Origin of the sequence: uncultured Halorubrum sp. (genome assembly GCF_937146585.1) — an archaeon.
GTDB lineage: Archaea > Halobacteriota > Halobacteria > Halobacteriales > Haloferacaceae > Halorubrum > Halorubrum miltondacostae.
On record NZ_CAKZRO010000048.1, the window covers coordinates 1 to 19447 of the forward strand.

The following is a 19447-nucleotide window of genomic DNA, read 5'->3' on the forward strand; positions in this document are numbered from 1 at the left end:
GGGGAGGAAGTTGCCCTTCCCCTCCTTCATGATCCGCTTGAACGCGCGGTCGACCGACTTGCGGTGGCCGTACATGCCGACGTCGCCCTGGAAGTCGACGAAGTCGAGCCGCTCGGCCGTGCCGGAGTACTTCTCCATCGAGCGCCCGAGCAGGACCGGCTGGCGGCCGATCTCGCGGGCGTACTCGACGAGGGTCTTCACGCGGGCGATGTGCGAGGAGAACGTGGTGGCGATGATGCCCCCCGTGTAGTCCTCCATCGATTTCAGCGTGTCCTCGACGTGCTTTTTCGCGTACGACTCGGAGGGCGTGCGGCCCTTCTGGCCGGCGTTCGTACAGTCCTCGATGTACGCGAGGACGCCCTCGTCCTGGCGGCCGATCTCGCGGAACCGCTCCATGTCGATCGGGTCACCGATGACGGGGTCGTGGTCCAGGCGCTTGTCGAGGCCGTAGACGACCGCGCCCTCCGGAGTGTGAATGACCGGGTTGATCGCGTCGATGATCGAGTGGGTGACGTTGACGAACTCCAGTTCGACCTGCTCGGAGTCGCCGATCGCCATCGACGCGCCGGGCTTCATCTTCACGAGGTCGTTGTCGACCTGGAACTTGCCCTCGTCTTCGATCTGCTGGCGGACCAGCTCGATCGTGTACGGCGCGGAGACGATCGGCGCGTCGTAGCGGTGGGCGAGCTTCGGGATCCCCGCGATGTGGTCGAGGTGGCCGTGGGTGGGGACGATCGCCTGGACGTCGCCCTCCAGTTCGCTCATGACCCGGTCGTCCGGGATTGCGCCCATGTCGATCAGGTCGAGGCTGTGCATGCTCTCGGTCTCCACGTTGTCGTGGATGAGGACCTTACTGAGGTTCAGGCCCATGTCGAAGATGACGATGTCGTCGCCCGCGCGAACCGCCGTCATCTGTCGACCGACCTCTTCGTAACCGCCGAGTGTCGCAATTTCGATTTCCATAGTGTGTCCGTGTGTGACGCCGTGGTCGGCGTCGGTCACTGAACCCCGCAAGGAGCCGTCGGCGCTACGTCCTACCGCGCGTCGTTGAAGGCCCCGCTACGGCCGAGTCGTCGCGACTCACCGTGTCCCGCGGGAGTGTGGTACATCGGCGTACTCTCGCCCACGTTAAAAACTCCCGGGTTCGGCCCCGCGGCGCCGGTTCGCGTCCGAGCGGCTCCCACAAAGCGTTTCACGGCCTCGGACGAAGCGCCGACCATGGCAGACGTTCCCCGCCGCCGAGCCCTCCTCGCGGCCGCGTCAGGGATCGCCGCCCTGGCCGGCTGCGCCGGCAGCGAGACGGCGTCGAACAGCTTCCCGACCAGAGAACGGCCGATCGAGGACTACGAGCTCGAGAAGGCGCGCGACGAAGCGGGCGACGCGCTCGTCGCCGCGGGCGACGCGCTCCCGTCGCCGTCCACCGACGAGCCGGCGCGACAGCGCCGAGGAGCGCGGCGAGTGCTGGTCGCGGACGACGACCTCGCGGAACTCACCTTCGCCGAGACGGACCCGGGCGAGGCGCTCCGGTCGTTCTGCGAGGCGACCGACTTCGACGCCGCGTCGGTGTACCTCCTCGCGATGCCCGTGATGGCCTGCCGAGAGATCCGGTTCCGGTCGGTGTCCGTCGAGCCGGACGACGCCGCCGAGGGCGACCTCCACCCCTACGCGCAGTTCTGTGAGGCGTACCGCCCGGCCGACGCGGCGTGCGCCCCCGACGAGTTCCACACCGTCGGGTTCGCGATCCGGCTGCCCGTCGCGGCCGACCGCTCGACCGGGAGCGGGCGCGGCATGAGCGGCTCCTGTCGGCGGCGGGGTCGGCCAGCGGTGTTCAACTCGTCGGCGACCGAGTCGGGGGGTGACGACACGTGACCGCCGACTCCGGCTCCCGCCGCCGGTTCCTCGCCGGGATCGCGACGGCGGGCGCGGCGGCTCTCGGCGGCTGTTCGGCGCTCCCGTTCACCGGCGATGAGGAGCGTCCGGCGGCGCCCGCGTCGCTCCCGTCGGACGCCGTCGGATCGGTCGAGTGGCCGGCGTCCCCGTTCCCGGCGGCCGTCCCCGGGTCGCTCGCGGACGCCCACGAGACGCGGGCGCTCGAGATGCTCGCCGACGTGCCGGCCGACCCGGACGTCCCCAACGTCGCCGTCGCCGAGAGGATCGGGAACGACCGGGAGCGCGCGATGGAGCGGACGGACGCGGCCCCGCCCGACGGCTGGCCGGTCGACGCCCTCTCCGCGTGGCGGCGGCGGCGGGAGGACGCCGCGGCGGTCCGCGGCGCGCACCGCGCGGCTACCGGAACCGACGATGGGACGGAGTTGGCCGCTCGCCGACGCGCGGTCCGCACCGACCGCAGTTCGCTCGCGGCCGACCTGACGTACCGCGCCGACTCCCCCGCGGAGGCGGTCGTGGCGTACGAGCCGGTCGAGTCGCTGCTCGCGCGGTGCGCGGCGCACGTCGAACCCAGTGTCGCGTACCCCGCGGACCCGGTCGCCGACCCGTTCCGGGCCGGCGAGGCGGTCGCCCGCGTCGAGCGCGCGCGAGCCGCCGCGAGCGACGCCGAAGGGCTCCGGGACGCGTTCCTCGGCGAGCGCGACGACCCGGCCCCGCAGTGGGCGTCGCTGGTCGCGGCCGCCGACGAACTGCGGGCCTCGGTGAGTCGGACGCGCGCGACCGTTCGCGAGCGGCAGGGCGGCGAGGACCCGCTCGACGGCGAGGACCTGAGCGGGACGGTCGCACAGGAGCTCGTCGCCACGAGCGAGAGCCGGGTCGAGTCGGCCGTCGACGACGTGGAACGGGCGGTCGACGACGGCGACCACGCGACCGCGGTGGTCGAGGCCGGCACCGCGCTGGCCGAGGTCGACGCGTACCGGCGGATCGTCGACGAAATCCGCGACGGGAGACACCGCGAAGTCCCCTCGGAGTCGTCCGTCCGGTCGGCCGCGGAGCGGGCGCGGACGGCGGTCGACGAGGCGAGCGCGGTCGACGATCCGCTGGCGGCGCGGCTCGTCCGCCCCGGGGTGGAGCTGTTCGGATACGTCGCCGACCGCGTCGGGGAGGGGTACGGCTCGGCCCGCCGGACGCAGGCGAGTCTGGTGTACGCCGCCCGCTACGCGAGCGCGGTTCCGGCGGCGACCGACTTCGTGCGCGAGCGGCTGGAGTGACGGCCGACTCGTCTCATATCGGGCGGGTCCGACGGCCGCGTCCCGGTATTTTTATTATCGCGACGGGCGGCGGTACGGACAATGAGTGGACGACCCCTCGACGTGCTCGAAGCGTCGCTCGAGGAGCCGGTGACGGTACACCTGAAGGACGGGACGACGTACTACGGCGTCCTCGGCGGGTACGACCAGCACATGAACGTGGTCATCGAGCCGGAGGACGACGTGGACGACCGCGTCGACGGCGACCTCGACGGGGAGTTCGCGGTCGCGATCGAAGACACAACGATTATACGCGGCGATAACGTCGTCACCATCAAAGCATGACCGGCGCAGGTACGCCCTCTCAGGGAAAGAAGAACAAGACGGTCCACGTGAAGTGTCGACGTTGCGGTGAGAAGTCCTACCACGTCAAGAAGGAGCGCTGCTCCTCGTGCGGCTTCGGCGAGTCCGCCTCCCGGCGCGACTACGCCTGGCAGTCGAAGACCGGCGACAACTGACGACGCGGTTCTTCTCTTCGCCTCGTTTCCACCGCCGACCAGTCGCGGGGCTCCGCTCGGAGAGCATCAGCGACGCGTGACCCACGCGCGGTTTCGGTCCCCCGACCGCGCCGCCGCCGAGCCAACCGTTAAGCGGATCAGTCGCCGACCGGGGGTATGGACCTCTCAGTCGTCGACCTCTCGCCGGTCCCCCGCGGCGGCACCGCGGCGGACGCGTTCGCGAACACGGTCGACGCCGCGCGCCACGCCGAGCGACTGGGCTACGAGCGGTTCTGGGTCGCCGAACACCACGGCATGGGCGACCGGCTCGCCGGCACCACGCCAGAGGTGCTGCTCGGCCGGCTCGCGGGCGCGACCGGCTCGATCCGGATCGGCTCCGGCGCGGTGCTGTTGAACCACTACAGCCCGTTCAAAGTGGCCGAGTCGTTCGGCGTCCTCGACGGGCTGGCGCCCGGCCGCGTCGACCTCGGGATGGGCCGCGCGAACGGCTCGCCCGCGTCGGACCGCGCGCTCGGCACCGACCGCCGTGTCGAGGAGCCGAACGAGGACCACCGCGAGCGGATCGCCGCGGTGGTGAACCACCTCCGCGACGCCTACCCGCCGGAACACCAGTACGCCGACCTCACCGTGCCGGGGTCCGACGAGGGGCCGCCCGTTCCGTGGGTGCTCGGTTCCAGTCCGGCGAGCGGCGCGCTCGCCGGCGAACTGGGCCTGCGCTACTGCTTCGCGGGCTTCATCCGCCCCGGGTTCGGCGAGCGCGCGTTCGCCGAGTACCGCGAGGCGTTCGAGCCCGAGGCCGGCCCGGGCGGGCTCGACGAGCCGCGGGGGATGATCGCGGTCAACGCGGTCGCGGCCGAGACGGACGAGGCCGCGGCCCGGCGGCGCGCCCCCGCGGAGGCGACGTTCCGCCGGATGAAGCGCGGCGACCTCGGCGACGAGACGCCGACCGAGGCGGAGGCGATCGACGAGCTGGGCGGCGCGCCGGACCCGACGCCGGCGACGCTGGACGACGACGAGTGGCCGCGGTCGATCTCCGGGAGCCCGGAGACGATTTCGGGGCTGCTGGAGCAGCTGGCCGACCGCGTCGGGGTCGACGAGGTGATGATCCAGCACACCGTGCCGGACCGCGAGGCCGCGCTCGACTCGCACGCGCTGCTCGCCGAGGCGATGGATCTGGAGCCGCGCGCCGACTGACGCGCAGGCGATTGACACGCGGACGGCGAACCGTAGCGACCGACCGTCGAAGCGACGAGGAGTGACGGACGGCTCGCCTCGGTGCCGGTACGGACAGGCGTTTAGTCGTCGTGGGTAATAGCCGCACACATGTCCGACGACGAGCCGACGAGGCGACCCTCGCTCGAGGCGGTGACGGAGTGGAACGGCGGCATCAGCTGGATCGCGCATCCCGAGGAAGACGCGATGCGCGGGAGCCACGCGCTCGCGACCGAGGGCGGCGTCTGGGTCGTCGACCCGCTCGACGCCGACGGGCTCGACGACCGGCTGAGCGACCTCGGCGAGGTCGCCGGCGTGGTCGTGACGCAGGACCGGCACACGCGCGACGCCGAATCGATCGCGGCGCGCCACGACGTCGCGGTGTCCGTCCCGGGCTGGACGGACCTGACGCGAGAGAAACTCGACGGCGACCCGGAGCCGCTCGACGGTGAGCTCCCGGGGACGAACTACGAGGTCCACCGCCTCATCGACACGGACGAGTGGGAGGAGGCGGTCCTCGTCGACGAGGCCGGCGGCACCCTCGTCGTCATGGAGACGCTGGGCACCCTTCCGGGGTTCTGTGAGGGTGACGACGACGTCGGCGTCCACCCGGGGCTCGACGAGGCGCCGGACGGCCTCGCCGACTACCGCCCGGAGCGAATCCTGGTCGGGCACGGCGAGAGCGTCTCCGAGGACGGCGCGGCGAAGCTGGCGGCGGCGCTCGACGCCGACTGAACCGCCCCCGAGGACGAGTTCCGGTGGTGCCCCGGCGAGTTCCGGAGCCGCGAGACGTCGTTGCTCGGGGGCGTTCCGCCCGTTCCGTCTCGATGGACGGGTCAATTGATTACCGTACGGTCCGTATCAGCGGTTCGTATGGGGCAGGGATACGGGGTCGGGTTCCGATCGCTCACGACGGAAGTGACGGACCACCGTCCCCCGGTCGAGGGCGACATCCCGTCGTGGCTGTCGGGGACGCTCATTCGGAACGGTCCGGGGCTGTTCGACGTCGGCGGTGAGCGACTCGGGCACTGGTTCGACGGCCTCGCGATGCTTCGGCGATACGCGTTCGAGGACGGGACGCTGTCGTACTCGAATCGCTTCCTCCGCACGGACGCCTACGCGGACGCGATGGACGGCTCCGTCTCCGGGCAGTTCGGGACCGACCGGACGGGCGTGGGGAAGATCGCGTCGTGGCTGCGGGCGCTCGGCCCGCCGGAGATCACGGACAACGCGAACGTTCACGTCGCCCGCCTCGACGGCGAGTACGTCGCGCTCACGGAGGCGCCGCGTCGGGTCGCGTTCGACCCCGCGACGCTCGAGACCCGAGGCGCGTTCGGCTTCGACGACGACCTCGGCGAACACGTCACCGCCGCGCACCTCGTGCGCGACCCCGAGACCGACGCGTGGTTCGGCTTCGTGACCGAGTTCGGTCGCACGCCCGAGTATCACGTCTACCGGCTCGACCCGGACCGCCGCGCCAGGGAACGGGTCGCGTCGATCGCGGCGGACGGTCCGGGGTACGTCCACGACTGTAGCATCACGACCGATCACGTCGTCCTCGTCGAGACGCCGCTCGTGATGCCGATCCGCCGCGCGCTGAGCCCGTTCTCCGAGGGCATCCTCGACGTCCTCGACTGGCAGCCGGAGCGCGGCACGCGCGTCCTCGTCGTCGATCGCGAGACCGGCGACCTCGTCGCAGATCCCGCGCTCCCGCCCGTCTTCGCCTTCCACCACGTCAACGCGTACGCGACGGGCGACGAGGTCGTCGTCGACCTCGTCGAGTTTCCCGACCCCGGCATCGTCGACGCGATGCGCCTCGACGCGCTCGACGATGACCCCTCGGACGTCGACGTCCCCGACGGGCGCCCAGTCCGGTATCGGGTCGACCTGCGGTCCAACGGGGTCGACCGGTCGACCCTCCACCCGGTCGGCGTGGAGCTCCCCCGAGTCGCCCCCGACGTCGTCGGCCGCGAGTACCGGTACGCGTACGCGCAGGCGACGGACCGCGAGGGCGCGAACGGACTGGTGAAGCTCGACGTCGAGACCGGTCGGACGCGCGAGTGGTGGGAGGACGGCGTCTTCGTGGAGGAGCCGGTCCCCGTGCGGCGGCCGGACGCGACCGCCGAAGACGACGGCGTCGTGGTCGCGCCGGCGCTCGACAGCCGCGCGGAGGAGACCCGCCTGCTCGTCTTCGACGCCGGGACGCTCGCACTCCTCGCCGACGCGTCGCTCCCCCACGCGGAGCCGTTCGGCTTCCACGGCCGGTTCTTCCGTGACAGTTGAGCGTCACCGCACCGTCCGTTGTCCGCTGTACCGACCCCGTTATATGAACTCGGAGTTCCGCGGCCCGTTCGTGACGTGGACCTCGAACGGCTGCGTGCCGACGTCGTCCCGTTCGACGAGGTGCCAGTACGTTTCCGCCATCTCGTCGGGGTCGAGGAACGTGTCGCCGTCCCGGTCCGGGGACCGTTCGCGAACCCCCGGCGAGTCGATCTGCCCGTCGATGACGACGTGAGCGACGTGAACGCCCTCCGGGCCGAACTCCTGCGCGATGTCCATCGCCATCCCGCGGGCCGCGAACTTCGCGGCCGTGAACCCGATCGCGCCGCCGAGGCTCCGCACCGACGAGGTGGCGCCGGTGAAGACGACCGTCCCGCCGCCCGTCTCGAGCATGTCGCCGACCGCCTCCTGCGAGCAGGCGAACGCGCCGCGGCCGTTCACCGCCCACGACTCCTCGAACTCCTCGACGCTCGTGTCCATGAGTCCCGTCCAGGAGGCGGCGCTCGCGTGGTTCACGAGGACGTCGACCGGCCCGAACGCCTCTCGGACCGTCTCGAACCCGTCCCGGATCTGCTCGACCGCCGTGAGGTCGGTCGGAACGGCGAGCCCCTCGCCCGGGTCCGGCAGGTCCGCGGCGAGGTCTTCGAGGTAGTCCGCCGAGCGAGCGAAGAGCGCCACCCGACAGCCCTCGGCGGCGAACTTTCTGGCGAGCGACTCGCCGAGTCCCGGACCGACGCCCGCGATGACCGCTGTTCGCGTCATACGTCGCGTACTCGGGCCTCCCGTGTAAATTGTGGCGACGGCGTGGGGTAGCTGTCCCCGCGTGCGATGCTGACATCGGCGGGGCGGACCGGTCGATGCGCACCGGACGTCAGCCGGACGTGCCGGTGCCGCTTCCGGCGGGCGCCCCCGACGGCCGGCGGTGAACCGGGGGTAAGACGTCGTCCTCGTCGATCTCGTCCCAGTCGAAGGCGGGGACGAGGACGTCGAACTCGGGAGCGACGTCGACGGGGTCGATAGCGGTGACCGCCCCCTGGTCGGGGGCGACTCGATGCGGTTCGGCGACGCGGAGCGTCGGCGGCGACGCGAGGCCGAGTCCCTGCGGTGGCTCGTACGCGAGTCCGTCCCCGGCCGTGAGGTAGATCTCGCGACGACCGTAATCGAGGACGACCACTCGCTCCTCGCCGTCGGCCCGCCGCACGACCGCGTACAGCGTCTCGCGGGACCACGGACCGACCGGGTCGAGGTCCGCCGCGCGGGTGACGTGGACGTTGTGCCGCGAGCGCGGATCGAGGACGTCGTCGGGCCCCCCGAGCAGTTCCGGCCGGCCGCCGATCGAGCCCATACGCGCACGTATCGGTGTCTTCACCCATATATCTCTCCCCGTATCGCGTGTGGCGTCCGGCCTCGCTCGTGGCCGAGATCGCCTGCGCGCTCGCCGGCGACCGGCGACGCGACCCTACTCCACGCGGTCGCGGGCGGCGGCGATAAGCATCGGGAGCATCACGGTCGCGTCGCCGTAGACGGAGGCGTTGCGCGCGTCCTTCTCCAGCTTCCCCCACGAGCGCGCCTCCTCGAGCGTCGCGCCTGAGAGCCCCCCGGTCGCCTCGGGGTCCATCGTGATCTGGACGGCGTAGTCGTACGCCCGCGGCGTGACGAGCATCGTCTGGAGCGTGAAGTTCTTCGGCACGCCGCCGCCGACGAGCAGGCAGCCGGCGTCGTCGGCCTCGAACGCGAGGTCGGTCAGCTCGGTCATGTCAGCGAGCGCGTCGAGCGTGAAGTCGGCCGTCTGCGCGTACATCCACGCCTGAAGCCCCAGCACGGAGTCCTGGACCGCCGGGCAGTAGATCGGCACGTCGGACTCGTAGGCGGCGGCCGCGACGCCCGGCCCCTCGGGGACGTCGTCGCGGTCGTTGACTTCGGCGTTGGCGCGGCCGAGCTCGCGCGTGAGGTCGGCGATGGAGACCGCGTCGGTCCCGTCAGCGTCGGGGTCGGCCTCCAGCGCGGGGAACACCTCCTCGCGGAGGTGGCCCTCGAACTCGGCGAAGTGCTCCTGCGGGAGGTAGACGTTGTAGATGCGGTCGACTCCCTCGTCGCGGAGTCCCTCGTCGTGCTCGCGGAGGCTCTTCTCGGGGTCGTGGGTGCGACCGTGGTGGTGTTTCCCGCCGATGGCCTCGATGGCGTCGTGGGTGAGGTTCGCCCCGGTCGTCACCAGCGCGTCGACGTAGCCGTCGCGGATGAGGTCGGCCACGATCCGGCGCATCCCGGCGGGCACCATCGCGCCCGCGAGCGAGAGGAACACGGTGCAGTCCTCGTTCGCGAACATCTCCCCGAGCACGTCGCCCGCCTCGTTGACGGACGCCGCCCCGATCCCCGCGTCGCCGTAGCCGTCGACGAGCTCGCTCACCGTCATCCCGGCGGTCGCGCGGGTGTGGCCGACCGGGTCCTCGTGGAACTCCTCGCGGTGCGGCTCGTGGTCGTCGCCCTCGGCGTGACCGTCGTCGCCGTCGCCGCCGTCCGCGGCCGCGTCTCGCGCCTCCTCGTCGCTGTCGGTCATGGCTGCGGGTGGGGGCGGCGCGCGTTTGAAACGACCGATCTATCGCCCGGCGCTCCCGCCGCTCACCGGCGGGAACAGCGCCAGCTCGTCGCCCGCCTCCAGCGTCGCGTCGAGCCCGTCGTCGTGGCGCACGCTCCGCCCGTTCCGGAGGACGTTGATGTGGTCCGCGACGGTGCCGTCCTCGATGACGCGGTCCCTGAGGGCCGGGTGTGCGTCCAACAGCGCATCGAGGGCGTCGCCGACCGTGTCGCCCGGCTCCGCGTCGACGGCCACCACGCGGTCGCCCGCGATCTCCGCGAGGTCGGCGAACAGCTTCCACTCCATGGCGGATCCCCGCGCGGGCGACTCAAGAGCGTTGCGTCCCGTCGGGATCCGCGGCGGACGCGCCGTCGCGGTCGGCGGTGTCGTCGGAGGGAGTCTCGTCGGGACCGGCGGCGTCGTCCGGCTCGCCGCCGCGGTCGACCGCGGAGGCCATCCCGTCTCCACCGACCGTGCCGGCCGCACCGTCCCCATCAGCCGCGCCGTCTCCGCCGGCCGTGCCGGCCGTGTCGTCCGCCTCGGTCGGCGTCGCGGCGGCCGTCTCGAACCGGCGGATCGCGCCCGGGCGGCCGACGAGGTACACCAGGTCGCCGGCGCCGAAGGCGTAGTCGCGCGGCGGGATCGGCTGGACGGACCCCTCCGCGGGCCGGACCGCGGCGACGACGGCGTCGACCTCGCCGACGGCGTCGACCTCGCCAACCGTGCTCCCGTCGAGGGCGCTCCCGGCCGCGACGGTGACGGAGGCCATCGTCTCGTCCGCGTTCCGCAGCAGGGAGGCGAACTCCCGGTCCGCCCGCGCCTCAGCGGGGAGCGTCACGAGCCGGTAGCCCCCCTCGTCGGTGAGGCGCTCGGCGTCCGACTCGTCGAGCGCGACGGTGACGGCGTCGTCGGCGACGCCGCGGAGCTCGCCGGTCGCGACGCGCGTCGGCTCCGGGTCGTCGCGCCACAGCTGGACCGTGTCCCCGACCGTGGCGTTGTTCGGCGGGTCCGCCGAGACCGCGATCGCCGCCGACCCGGGCGCGAGTGTCGGGCCGAGCCCGGCGGCGCGGGAGCCGACCGCGAAGTACTCAACGGCCCCGTCGTCGGCGAGGTCGACGTCGACGTAGCCGACGCCGTACTCGTCTTTGATCCGGGTGACGAACCGCTCGCGGAGCGCCTCGGGGGAGAGCTTCCGCGGGAAGAGCAGCGTCTTCTCGGCGAGCTCGGCCTTCTTCTCGGGCGAGACGGGGTCGTACGTGTCCACGTCGCCGATCTCGTCCGCGGGCGGGAGCGTCACGGCGGTGAAGCGCCCCACCGCGCGGACGACGCCGCTGAGTTCGCCCTCGAGCTGTTTGGCCCCGGAGAGCGCGAACACGTCGACCGCGAGCCGGTCGCCCGCGTACCGACCGACGGGCGCGGTCACCGCCGCGACGCCGAGCGAGACGAGGTTGAAGAAGACGCTCTCGGGCGCCAACAGCGCCGGGTTGTCCCCGACCGCGACCGACCCCAGCGAGGTCGTGTTGAGGTACAGCGCCACGACGGAGACCCCGAGCAGCGCGGTCACGCCCTCGGGGATCTCCGTGCGGAAGTACCAGCGGTAGGCGAGCGCCGCGCCCCCGGCCGCGAGGGAGACGACGACCGCGAAGGTGACGAGCGTGACCGCCGCCTGCCGCGGGCGGGCGAACCCCGCGTCGACGGCGGCGGCGACGGCGAGCGTCACGCGGCCACCTCCGCGAACCGGTCGAGCGCCTCGCGGCTGCCGACGACGAACAGGTCGTCGCCGGCCGACAGCGGCTGCGAGCCACCTGGCGCGATCGTCCACGTGTCGTGTCGGGCCGCGAGCACCGCCACGCCGTACGCCTCGCGCACCTCGGCCTCGCCGATGGTGTGACCGTCCAGCGGCCCCCCGGCGACGACCGAGGCCCGCCGGAACCGCTTGCCGGTCCGGCGCAGCAGGGCCGTGAGCTCGTACTCGCGGCGAGTCCCTCGCGACAACACGAGGACGCGACCCCGGTCGGCGCGGAGGAGCGCCGTCGCCTCGGCGCGGTCGAGCGCGAGCGTCACCCGCCCCTCGCCGCCGGTCGTCGTGGGGGCGGTCGCCGCCGGCGGCGGGGCGACGGCCGCCTCCCCGCCGTCGGTTCGGAGGTCGTCCGGATCCGCGTCGTCGCCCGCGACGGGGGCGGAGGTCGACGCGGCGCCGGCTCCCGGCTCCGGCTTCCCGCTCGATTGGGCGGCGATCACGAGCCCCTGGGCGTCGAGGTCGGGGGTGATCACGCGGACGACGTCCCCGCGGGCGATCCCGGTCGGGACCAGCGCCGACACGGACACCGCGCGCTTCCCCGCGGGCACTCGCTTCGAGAGCGCGCCTGTCGGCGGGGCTGCGGCCACGGTGGCGCGGGCGCGCTCGTCGATCCGGACCGACACGTCGGCCAAGTCGAGCTCCGTCTGGAGCCGCTCGGCGAACCGGCTCTCGAGCTCCGCGAGCGGCAGGTCGGCCGGGAACGTCCAGTCGCCGTCGAGGATCGCGCGGCGCGTGTCGGCCGGCAGCGGCGGGTACCCCTCCATGTCGTTCACCTCGCCGGTCACCTCGACGGAGACTCGGCCGCGGCCGCCGACGAGCTCGATCACGTCGGTCGAGAGCGTCCGGTCCCGAAGCCGTTTGAGCGAGATCCGCTTCGGGACGCTGGCGCCGAGCCGGTCGCCCTGCGCGTGGGCGTACAGCGAGATCATCAGCACCACGACGATCGCCGTGAGGATCGCTGGCGCGCGCTCCGACGACCGGATCGTCTCGTCGTTGAGCGCGAGCAGCCCGCCGTTGACGCCGGCGATCGCGAGCGACAGCACGACCACCCCGAGCCCGGGGATCGTCACGTCGGTGACGTACTTGAACACGAAGCCGAGGGTGCCGGCCACCAGCGCCGGGACGATCCCGGTGATGACACCGAGGTAGACGCCGAAGACTATCTCGACGGGCAGCGACATACGGCCTCCAATCCGCGGCGCGGTTAAACGTGTGTCGGCGGGGCGACCCGCGGACCGCCGGCCGGATCGGCGCCGTGACGGCTCGCGGGGTTTAAGTTCGGTCTCGGCGACCCGGGCACATGGAGCTGACCCGGGACTGGGTGACCGTCCGAGCGTCGATCCTGTTGACGTTCGCGGTCGCGGTGCTGTCGATCCTCGCCGGGCTGGCTCAGATCGGCGGGCTGGGCGTCTCCGGCCCCCTCGCCCCCTACGTGCCGGGCTACATCCGGCAGACCGTCGGGTTCACGGGGACGATCACCGGCTTCGCGATGTTCGGGAGCGGCTTCGCGCTGCGGAACGGGTATCAGGTCGGGTGGTACACCACGGCGGTGTTGCTGCCGCTGACGGCCCTCCAGGGGCTGATGCAGGCGTCCGTCCTGTCGTTCCCGCTCGTGGCGCTGTCGCTCCTCTCCGTGCCGACGCTCGTGATCAACCGGGGGCGCTTCGACCGGGACTTCAGGCCCTCTCCGACGCAGTTGGCCGCGGGCGCGGCGCTCGTGGGCGCGGTCGCGTACGGGACGCTCGGCTCGTATGCCCTCAGGGAGCAGTTCGAGGGCATCGAGACGATCGTCGACGCGTTCTACTTCACCGTCGTCACCGCCTCGACGGTGGGGTACGGCGACGTCCACCCCGCGACCGGCCCCGCCTCCGACATCGCGCAGCTGTTCGCGCTCTCCTCGCTCGTCGTGAACGTCGCGGCCTTCGCGGTGGCGCTCGGGGTCCTCCTCACGCCCGCCATCGAGGCGCAGCTCTCCAAGGCGCTCGGAAAGATGACCGACAGACAGATCGACCTCCTCGACGACCACGTCCTCGTGCTCGGCCACGGGGACCTGACGGAACCGATACTCGAAGAGCTCGACGCCCGCGACGGCGTCGAGTACGCCGTCGTGACGCCGGACGAGACCGCCGCGAGGCGGCTCGCCGACCGCGACATCCCGGTGTACACCGCGGACCCCAGCGACGTCGACCCGCTCGAGCGGGTCAACCTCGACGGCGCCCGAGCGGTCGTCGCCGCGACCGAGGACGACGCGCGCGACGCGCTCGCCATCCTCACCGCCCGCCAGCTCAACCCCGACGTGCGGATCGTCGCGGCGGTGACCCAACGGGAGAACGTCGACAAGCTCCGGCGCGCCGGCGCCGACCAGGTTATCTCGCCGTCGACGCTCGGGGGACACATCCTCGTCGACTGCGCGTTCGGCGCGGACAGCAAGGACGCGACCGAGGGGATCCTCGACGACGTCAGCCTCGACGACTGAGGCGGTCGGTCGTCGGTCCCGAAGCCGCGTTCAGCGGTTCTGCCGACCCTTCGTCTGCCGGTAGTCTCTGCTCAACACGTTCTCGCGCATGTGCTCGCGGAAGGCGTCCGCCTCCTCGCCGCTCATGTCGGCCGGCTCCTTCATCGGCACCAGCTCGAAGCCGCGCCCGCGGATCGTCGTCGCGTGCTCGGCCTCGACGTCGAAGGAGTCCGGGCGCCGCGTCGTGTACTCGACCGCCAGCTCGCGGAGCGGTCGGTCGCCGACCGGCACGATGATCTGGGGGTTTATCATCCGGATCTCCGCGTTGAGGAACGGCTCGCAGGTGTCGACCTCCCGGTCCGTCGGGCCGCGCTCCGGGTGTCGACAGCGGGTGAGATTCGTGAAGAAGACGTTCTGGACCTCCGGTTCCGCGGCGTCCGGCTCCGATCGGACGAAGCCGAGGTCGGCGAATATCGACTGGACTAGCTCGCCCCCGTCCGGCCCGGTGAAGGGGACGCCGTTGCGTTCGGCGGCCGCCGTGGGACGGGTCCCGACGACGAGGAACTCCGCGCCGACGTCGCCGTAGCCGTGAACGACGCGGTCGCGGGCGCCGCACAGCTCGGCGCAGTTCTCGCAGTCGGCGTCCATCGCGAACGGGTTCTCGAACTCCGTCTGGTTCGCGTCCACGGTGGTCCTGTGCGCTCCGCGTTCCTAAACGCTCCGACGCGGAGAGCCGTCAGCAGAAGGGTTCGGGAGGAACAGCGGTTCGCGGCCGCGACGCGGCCGGATCAGTTCGGCACGTAGTGGTCGCCGTCGCAGTCGACCAGCCCCTCGCTGCGGAGGGTCTTCAGGATGCTGTACAGGGAGAGCTTCTTCATGCCGAGCGACTCGCCCATCTCGGACACCGTGGCGTCGCCGTTCGTGGTCAGGTACAGGTACACGAGCTTGGCGCGGGGCGACTGGAGCTCCCGGGGCAGCGCGGGGGCCGCCGCGGACGCGGTCTCCGTCTCTAACATCTTGTCTGATAGAACGGGTTCGACGATAATAAACCCCCATTTCAACGTTCGTCGAAATAGCAAGAAGCGGTCGAAAGCCGCCTCAGGCGCTCGTTTTCGCCGGAATCTGCCCGGTAACGTCGATCGACGAACGCCGAATCGACGCGTATCGACGCTCGGTTTCGACCGTCGACGGATAGGAGACCGTGAACGATCCGGATCGATCAGTCGGGACGGCCCGGCCAGCGACCGCGAATCCCGAGTCGGCGAGACGGCACGTTGCCGCGGGCGACCGGGGGACGGCGGGCGGGTCAGTACGAGCGGCTCTTCGGCTCGTACGTCTTGTTCTCGCCCTCGAGGACGACCGGCTTGTACCACAGCTCCGGCTCGCCGTCGTTCCACGAGATGAGCGTGTGCTTCAGCCAGTCCTCGTCCTTGCGCTCCTGGTGCTCCTTGCGCCAGTGCGCGCCGCGGAACTCCTCGCGGGCCAGCGCGCCCATCGTCAGCGCCTCCGCGAGGTCGAGGATGTTGCGCGTCTCGATGGTGTGGATGAGGTCGGTGTTGAACGTCCGGGACGGGTCCGACACCGCGACGTCCTTGTACGCCTCGCGCGCCTCGCGGAGGTCCGCGAGCGTCTCCTCTAACCGACCCTCCTCGCGGAACACGTTGACGTTGGCCGTCATCGTCTCCTGGACGGCGGAGCGGATCTCCGCGTGGTTGCGCCCCTTCCGGGAGAGCAGCTCGTCGACGCGCTCTTGCGCGCGGTCGACGGCGGCCCCGAGGACGCTCTCAGCGTCGCTCACCACCGCGCCGCCGTCGGCGGCGGCCGTGCCGGAGCCGCCGGTCTCGCCGACCTCGACGCCGAACTCGTAGTCGGCGGGCTGCCAGTTGCCCGACCGCCCGGTCTCGATCTCGGCCTCGCCCATCTCCTCGCCGGCCGCGTGGCGGCCGGCGCGCTTCCCGAAGACGATGAGCTCCGGCAGCGCGTTGCCGCCGAGGCGGTTCGCGCCGTGGACCGAGGCGCAGGCGCACTCGCCGGCGGCGTACAGCCCGTCGATGACGGTCTCGCCGAACTCGTTCGTCTCGATGCCGCCCATCGCGTAGTGCTGGCCGGGCTTGACCGGCATCGGCTCCGTGAGCCCGTCCGCGCCCTCGAAGTCCTCCGCGAGGTGGAGGATGTTCTCCAGGCGGTCGAGGATGCGCTCCTCGCCGAGGTGGCGCATGTCGAGGTGGACGTACTCGTCCTCGATGCCGCGCCCCTCGTTGACCTCTGTCAGCTCGGCGCGGGAGACGACGTCGCGGGAGGCGAGCTCGCCGTCGTTGTTCGCGTAGCCGTGTTCGAACATGAACCGCTCGCCCTCGCTGTTGTAGAGGATCCCCCCCTCGCCGCGGACGCCCTCGGAGATGAGGACCCCCGTCGACGGCAGCGTCGTCGGGTGGAACTGGATGAACTCCATGTCCTCCATCGGGACGCCGGCGCGGTACGCCATCGCGACGCCGTCGCCCGTGTTCGCCACCGCGTTGGTGGTGTGGTCGAACACCTGGCCCATCCCGCCGGTCGCGAGGATGACGCCGTTCTCGGCGCGGAAGCCGCTGATCTCGCCGCTCTGGATGTCGTACGCGACGACGCCGTGGCAGGTCCGCTCCGCCGGATCGTCCTCGTCGGTGACGGCCAGGTCCATCACGTGCCACTCGTCGTACACCGTGATTCCCCGTTTGACCACCTGCTCGTACATCGTGTGGAGCATCTGGTGGCCGGTCTCCGCGCCCGCGTACGTCGTCCGCGGGAACGAGAGGCCGCCGAACGGTCGCTGGGAGACGCGGCCGTCGTCCTCGCGGGAGAACGGCATCCCCCAGTGTTCGAGGCGGATGACCTCCTCGGGGCTCTCCTGACAGAGCGCCTCGACCGCGGGCGCGTCGCCGAGGTAGTCGGACCCCTTCATCGTGTCGTACGCGTGGTCCTGCCAGGAGTCGGCGTCGCGCAGCGCCGCGTTGATACCGCCCTCGGCCGCGCCCGTGTGCGACCGGACGGGATGGAGCTTCGACACCATCGCCACGTCCGCGCCCGCTTCCTGTGCCGCGATCGCCGCCCGGAGTCCCGCCCCGCCGGCCCCGACGACGACGACGTCGTGTTCGTACATTGTTGGTATGGAATTTCGTAAGTTCCGGAGTCCCTTGATACTGTCTGTCGGAATTACCAGAACTTCAGGTTGTTTTTGACCGCCTCCCGCTTCAGCTCCTGGATGTGCTCGGTGAGGGGGATGTCCTTCGGGCACACCTCGGTACAGGAGAACTGGGTCTGACACCGCCAGACGCCGTGCTCCTGTTCGATGATCTCTAAGCGCTTCTGTTTCATCTCCTCCCCCTCGCGTTCGTCCATCGCGAACCGGTACGCCTTGTTGATCGCGGCCGGCCCGAGGTACTCGTTGTCGCCCGCGGCGATGTTACACGAGGACATGCACGCGCCACACCAGATACAGCGCGTGGACATCTTGATCTTCTCGCGGTTCGCCCGGTCCTGGCGCTGCTCTTCGAGCTCGCCGTCCGGGTACTCGTCCGTCTGGAAGTACGGCTCGACGGCCTCCATCTGCTCGTAGAAGTGCTCCATGTCGACGACGAGGTCCTTCGTCACCTCGGCGTGCGGGAGCGGCTCGACGCGGACCGGCTCTTCGAGGTCCGAGATCTGCGTCTTACACGCCAGCTTCTGGCCGCCGTTGACGAACATCGCGTCCGAGCCGCACACCGCCTGCCGGCAGGAGTGGCGGAACGTGAGCGAGGAGTCGTACGTGTCTCGCGCGTACATCAGCGCGTCGAGGACGGTCATCCCCTTCGTGAACGGGACGTGGAACGTGTCGAACCGCGGCTCCTGTTTCCCCTCGACCTGCGGGTCGTAGCGGAACACCTTCAGCTCCACCGTGCTCTCGTCGGCGGCCGCCTTCTCGGCCTCCTCCTCCTGCCGCTGTTCGCGGCGCTCGGCCGCGCGACGCCGCTTCTCCGCGCGGCGCTCCTCGCCCTTCGAGGCGGGCTGCGTCTCGGCTTCGGTCTCGCTCGATTCCTCGGTCTGCTTCGGAATTTGCGTGCTCATGGTCGGTTCAGTAGAGTCCGATGCCCGCCCACGCGTTCGCGGTGCGGATTCCCTGCGCGATCAGCACGACGCTCGCGGCGACGAGCGTCCACTTGATCACGGTGCGTTTCGTGCCGGTGAGCCCCTGGTTCACCAAGGCGTTGTAGACGCCGTTGACCCCGTGGAACGTCGCGGTCACGAGGAAGAGGATCATCAGCGAGTAGTAGCTCAGCGACTCCATCCTGGCCGAGCTGGCGAGGAACGACACCTCGTCGGCGTGGTGGACGAAGTGGAGCAGGAAGAAGTGGAACGCCAACACGACTAAGAGGAAGACCGCGGTGACCCGCTGGAGCAGCCACATGCGACCGCCCGATTGGAACGAGGAGTAGCGCTCGGCCATCTCAGAACGCCCCCGCGATGAACGTCGGCACGGACGCGACGGTGATCGCTCCCGTGAGGATCAGCGACGCGTAGAAGCTCTTGTCCTGTGCGTCGAGCCCGATTCCGAGGTCGGTGAGGAGGAGTCGGGTCCCGTTGAGCATGTGGAAGACGGCGACGGCCAGCAGGCCGACCTCCAGCAGGCGGACGAGCAGCAGCCCCTCCAGCGAGACGATCGTCTGCGTGTACACGTCGTTTCCGGCAGCGATCGCCGCTTCGCTGGCTCCGGCCGCCGGAATCCCCGTACTCAACACGGCGATGTGGGTGAACAGGTACCCGATGAGCACCCAGCCCGTGAACTTGTGGAAGATCCACGCCCACATCCCCGCCTCGAACTCCCGCCAGCGGGCGAAGTCCTCGATGAGGCCTCGATTGTACGACTGACTCATACCTAACGGTTCTGAACCGGGGTCGTATAGTAGTTACTAACACGGCGGCGTCTGACTCCCGCGCTCGGGACGCGATCGGTCCGCCCGTTCGACCGGGAGCGACGCCGAGCCGCCGGATTCCGAGACGCGCCGCGAGCGCCGAGGCGCGGCCCACGGCGCCGGCGACCCGCCCCGTGAGAGGGCGTTCCACGGCGCGGTGCGTCGCGGAAGCCTTTTATGTCCCACACACGCTTCTCCGGTCGCAATGGCGAAAGGCGAAGTCGATTTCTTCAACGACACTGGCGGCTACGGATTCATCGAGACTGACGACGCGGACGAGGACGTGTTCTTCCACATGGAGGACGTCGGCGGCCCGGACCTCGAAGAGGGTCAGGAAGTCGAGTTCGACATCGAGGAGGCGGACAAGGGTCCGCGCGCCACGAACGTCACCCGTCTGTAAGTCGGAGACGACACCCGAGGCGAATCGATTTTCGACCGATTTCTACCCGCCGAGCGACGGCGACGGAGCGCCCGCGTCACGGACGACGGGCCGCGTCGAGCGGCGCTGCGCGCGCGACGGCCCCGACCGATAGGAATTTACCGT

Annotated in this window: 22 protein-coding genes; 9 read left to right on the forward strand and 13 right to left on the reverse strand. The window is 71.0% G+C overall.

The genetic code is table 11. From position 1 onward, the window contains the following. Positions 1-963, reverse strand: a 963-nt coding sequence (locus tag Q0116_RS04190; RefSeq protein WP_297885803.1) for a ribonuclease J, incomplete at its 3' end; no start/stop codon positions are given. A 255-nt stretch (positions 964-1218) separates the two neighbouring features. Here Q0116_RS04190 and Q0116_RS04195 point away from each other — a divergent pair. The 7 genes from Q0116_RS04195 to Q0116_RS04225 all read left to right on the forward strand — a co-directional run bounded on the left by Q0116_RS04195 (position 1219) and on the right by Q0116_RS04225 (position 7150). Beyond that, the gene (locus Q0116_RS04195) at positions 1219-1869 is read left to right on the forward strand and encodes a hypothetical protein (RefSeq protein WP_297885805.1); all 651 of its coding nucleotides are present in this window, start codon (positions 1219-1221) and stop codon (positions 1867-1869) included. Continuing rightward, positions 1866-3158: a hypothetical protein gene (locus tag Q0116_RS04200; protein ID WP_297885807.1), complete on the forward strand. Its 1293-nt coding sequence runs from the start codon at positions 1866-1868 to the stop codon at positions 3156-3158. Before Q0116_RS04195 ends, Q0116_RS04200 begins: the two co-directional genes overlap by 4 nt. A gap of 81 nt (positions 3159-3239) precedes the next feature. Further along, positions 3240-3482 (forward strand): LSM domain-containing protein, encoded by a 243-nt coding sequence (locus tag Q0116_RS04205; RefSeq protein WP_297885809.1) that lies wholly within the window; start codon positions 3240-3242, stop codon positions 3480-3482. Beyond that, positions 3479-3655: a 50S ribosomal protein L37e gene (locus Q0116_RS04210; protein WP_006112801.1), complete on the forward strand. Its 177-nt coding sequence runs from the start codon at positions 3479-3481 to the stop codon at positions 3653-3655. The genes Q0116_RS04205 and Q0116_RS04210 overlap by 4 nt, the downstream gene beginning before the upstream one ends. A gap of 156 nt (positions 3656-3811) precedes the next feature. Then, positions 3812-4849 (forward strand): LLM class flavin-dependent oxidoreductase, encoded by a 1038-nt coding sequence (locus tag Q0116_RS04215; protein WP_297885820.1) that lies wholly within the window; start codon positions 3812-3814, stop codon positions 4847-4849. 129 nt (positions 4850-4978) lie between these two features. After that, the gene (locus Q0116_RS04220) at positions 4979-5602 is read left to right on the forward strand and encodes a hypothetical protein (RefSeq protein ID WP_297885822.1); all 624 of its coding nucleotides are present in this window, start codon (positions 4979-4981) and stop codon (positions 5600-5602) included. A gap of 138 nt (positions 5603-5740) precedes the next feature. Next, positions 5741-7150, forward strand: coding sequence for a carotenoid oxygenase family protein (locus Q0116_RS04225; protein WP_297885824.1), 1410 nt, complete (start codon positions 5741-5743; stop codon positions 7148-7150). Positions 7151-7189: 39 nt separating this feature from the next. Here the strand turns inward: Q0116_RS04225 and Q0116_RS04230 are convergent, their stop codons facing one another. The 6 genes from Q0116_RS04230 to Q0116_RS04255 all read right to left on the reverse strand — a co-directional run bounded on the left by Q0116_RS04230 (position 7190) and on the right by Q0116_RS04255 (position 12704). Beyond that, entirely contained in the window at positions 7190-7909 is a 720-nt protein-coding gene (locus tag Q0116_RS04230; RefSeq protein ID WP_094582899.1) for an SDR family NAD(P)-dependent oxidoreductase, read from the reverse strand. A 109-nt stretch (positions 7910-8018) separates the two neighbouring features. Then, entirely contained in the window at positions 8019-8492 is a 474-nt protein-coding gene (locus Q0116_RS04235; RefSeq protein ID WP_297885827.1) for a hypothetical protein, read from the reverse strand. Between the two features lie 114 nt (positions 8493-8606). Further along, entirely contained in the window at positions 8607-9704 is a 1098-nt protein-coding gene (locus tag Q0116_RS04240; protein WP_297885829.1) for a deoxyhypusine synthase, read from the reverse strand. A 39-nt stretch (positions 9705-9743) separates the two neighbouring features. Then, on the reverse strand, positions 9744-10028 hold the full coding sequence (locus Q0116_RS04245; RefSeq protein WP_297885830.1) for a ubiquitin-like small modifier protein 1: 285 nt from the start codon (positions 10026-10028) through the stop codon (positions 9744-9746). A 22-nt stretch (positions 10029-10050) separates the two neighbouring features. Beyond that, positions 10051-11442, reverse strand: coding sequence for a TrkA C-terminal domain-containing protein (locus tag Q0116_RS04250; protein WP_297885832.1), 1392 nt, complete (start codon positions 11440-11442; stop codon positions 10051-10053). After that, positions 11439-12704 (reverse strand): potassium channel family protein, encoded by a 1266-nt coding sequence (locus tag Q0116_RS04255; protein WP_297885833.1) that lies wholly within the window; start codon positions 12702-12704, stop codon positions 11439-11441. The genes Q0116_RS04250 and Q0116_RS04255 overlap by 4 nt, the downstream gene beginning before the upstream one ends. Positions 12705-12823: 119 nt before the next feature. Here Q0116_RS04255 and Q0116_RS04260 point away from each other — a divergent pair, with 119 nt between their 5' ends. Next, positions 12824-13999, forward strand: coding sequence for an NAD-binding protein (locus tag Q0116_RS04260; RefSeq protein ID WP_297885835.1), 1176 nt, complete (start codon positions 12824-12826; stop codon positions 13997-13999). A gap of 30 nt (positions 14000-14029) precedes the next feature. Here the strand turns inward: Q0116_RS04260 and Q0116_RS04265 are convergent, their stop codons facing one another. The 6 genes from Q0116_RS04265 to sdhC all read right to left on the reverse strand — a co-directional run bounded on the left by Q0116_RS04265 (position 14030) and on the right by sdhC (position 18864). Beyond that, positions 14030-14665 (reverse strand): uracil-DNA glycosylase family protein, encoded by a 636-nt coding sequence (locus Q0116_RS04265; protein ID WP_297885837.1) that lies wholly within the window; start codon positions 14663-14665, stop codon positions 14030-14032. A gap of 101 nt (positions 14666-14766) precedes the next feature. Further along, entirely contained in the window at positions 14767-14994 is a 228-nt protein-coding gene (locus Q0116_RS04270; RefSeq protein ID WP_297885839.1) for a helix-turn-helix domain-containing protein, read from the reverse strand. A gap of 290 nt (positions 14995-15284) precedes the next feature. Then, the gene (locus Q0116_RS04275) at positions 15285-17114 is read right to left on the reverse strand and encodes an FAD-binding protein (protein ID WP_297885841.1); all 1830 of its coding nucleotides are present in this window, start codon (positions 17112-17114) and stop codon (positions 15285-15287) included. A gap of 53 nt (positions 17115-17167) precedes the next feature. Next, positions 17168-18058: a succinate dehydrogenase/fumarate reductase iron-sulfur subunit gene (locus tag Q0116_RS04280; RefSeq protein ID WP_297885843.1), complete on the reverse strand. Its 891-nt coding sequence runs from the start codon at positions 18056-18058 to the stop codon at positions 17168-17170. Between the two features lie 7 nt (positions 18059-18065). Then, positions 18066-18437, reverse strand: coding sequence for a succinate dehydrogenase hydrophobic membrane anchor subunit (locus Q0116_RS04285; RefSeq protein WP_297885845.1), 372 nt, complete (start codon positions 18435-18437; stop codon positions 18066-18068). 1 nt (position 18438) lies between these two features. Then, positions 18439-18864, reverse strand: coding sequence for a succinate dehydrogenase, cytochrome b556 subunit (sdhC, locus tag Q0116_RS04290; protein ID WP_006112815.1), 426 nt, complete (start codon positions 18862-18864; stop codon positions 18439-18441). 244 nt (positions 18865-19108) lie between these two features. Here sdhC and Q0116_RS04295 point away from each other — a divergent pair, with 244 nt between their 5' ends. Next, positions 19109-19303, forward strand: a complete 195-nt coding sequence (locus tag Q0116_RS04295) for a cold-shock protein (RefSeq protein WP_004046659.1) — start codon at positions 19109-19111, stop codon at positions 19301-19303. Positions 19304-19447 lie beyond the last annotated feature (144 nt).

What these genes read in the sequence shown, in the direction of transcription:
- Q0116_RS04195 (WP_297885805.1), top strand. Translation starts at nt 1,219, where the DNA reads ATGGCAGACGTTCCCCGCCGCCGAGCCCTCCTCGCGGCCGCGTCAGGG.
- Q0116_RS04205 (WP_297885809.1), top strand. Translation starts at nt 3,240, where the DNA reads ATGAGTGGACGACCCCTCGACGTGCTCGAAGCGTCGCTCGAGGAGCCG.
- Q0116_RS04210 (WP_006112801.1), top strand. Translation starts at nt 3,479, where the DNA reads ATGACCGGCGCAGGTACGCCCTCTCAGGGAAAGAAGAACAAGACGGTC.
- Q0116_RS04215 (WP_297885820.1), top strand. Translation starts at nt 3,812, where the DNA reads ATGGACCTCTCAGTCGTCGACCTCTCGCCGGTCCCCCGCGGCGGCACC.
- Q0116_RS04220 (WP_297885822.1), top strand. Translation starts at nt 4,979, where the DNA reads ATGTCCGACGACGAGCCGACGAGGCGACCCTCGCTCGAGGCGGTGACG.
- Q0116_RS04225 (WP_297885824.1), top strand. Translation starts at nt 5,741, where the DNA reads ATGGGGCAGGGATACGGGGTCGGGTTCCGATCGCTCACGACGGAAGTG.
- Q0116_RS04230 (WP_094582899.1), bottom strand. Translation starts at nt 7,909, where the DNA reads ATGACGCGAACAGCGGTCATCGCGGGCGTCGGTCCGGGACTCGGCGAG.
- Q0116_RS04235 (WP_297885827.1), bottom strand. Translation starts at nt 8,492, where the DNA reads ATGGGCTCGATCGGCGGCCGGCCGGAACTGCTCGGGGGGCCCGACGAC.
- Q0116_RS04240 (WP_297885829.1), bottom strand. Translation starts at nt 9,704, where the DNA reads ATGACCGACAGCGACGAGGAGGCGCGAGACGCGGCCGCGGACGGCGGC.
- Q0116_RS04245 (WP_297885830.1), bottom strand. Translation starts at nt 10,028, where the DNA reads ATGGAGTGGAAGCTGTTCGCCGACCTCGCGGAGATCGCGGGCGACCGC.
- Q0116_RS04255 (WP_297885833.1), bottom strand. Translation starts at nt 12,704, where the DNA reads ATGTCGCTGCCCGTCGAGATAGTCTTCGGCGTCTACCTCGGTGTCATC.
- Q0116_RS04260 (WP_297885835.1), top strand. Translation starts at nt 12,824, where the DNA reads ATGGAGCTGACCCGGGACTGGGTGACCGTCCGAGCGTCGATCCTGTTG.
- Q0116_RS04270 (WP_297885839.1), bottom strand. Translation starts at nt 14,994, where the DNA reads ATGTTAGAGACGGAGACCGCGTCCGCGGCGGCCCCCGCGCTGCCCCGG.
- Q0116_RS04275 (WP_297885841.1), bottom strand. Translation starts at nt 17,114, where the DNA reads ATGTACGAACACGACGTCGTCGTCGTCGGGGCCGGCGGGGCGGGACTC.
- Q0116_RS04280 (WP_297885843.1), bottom strand. Translation starts at nt 18,058, where the DNA reads ATGAGCACGCAAATTCCGAAGCAGACCGAGGAATCGAGCGAGACCGAA.
- Q0116_RS04285 (WP_297885845.1), bottom strand. Translation starts at nt 18,437, where the DNA reads ATGGCCGAGCGCTACTCCTCGTTCCAATCGGGCGGTCGCATGTGGCTG.
- sdhC (WP_006112815.1), bottom strand. Translation starts at nt 18,864, where the DNA reads ATGAGTCAGTCGTACAATCGAGGCCTCATCGAGGACTTCGCCCGCTGG.
- Q0116_RS04295 (WP_004046659.1), top strand. Translation starts at nt 19,109, where the DNA reads ATGGCGAAAGGCGAAGTCGATTTCTTCAACGACACTGGCGGCTACGGA.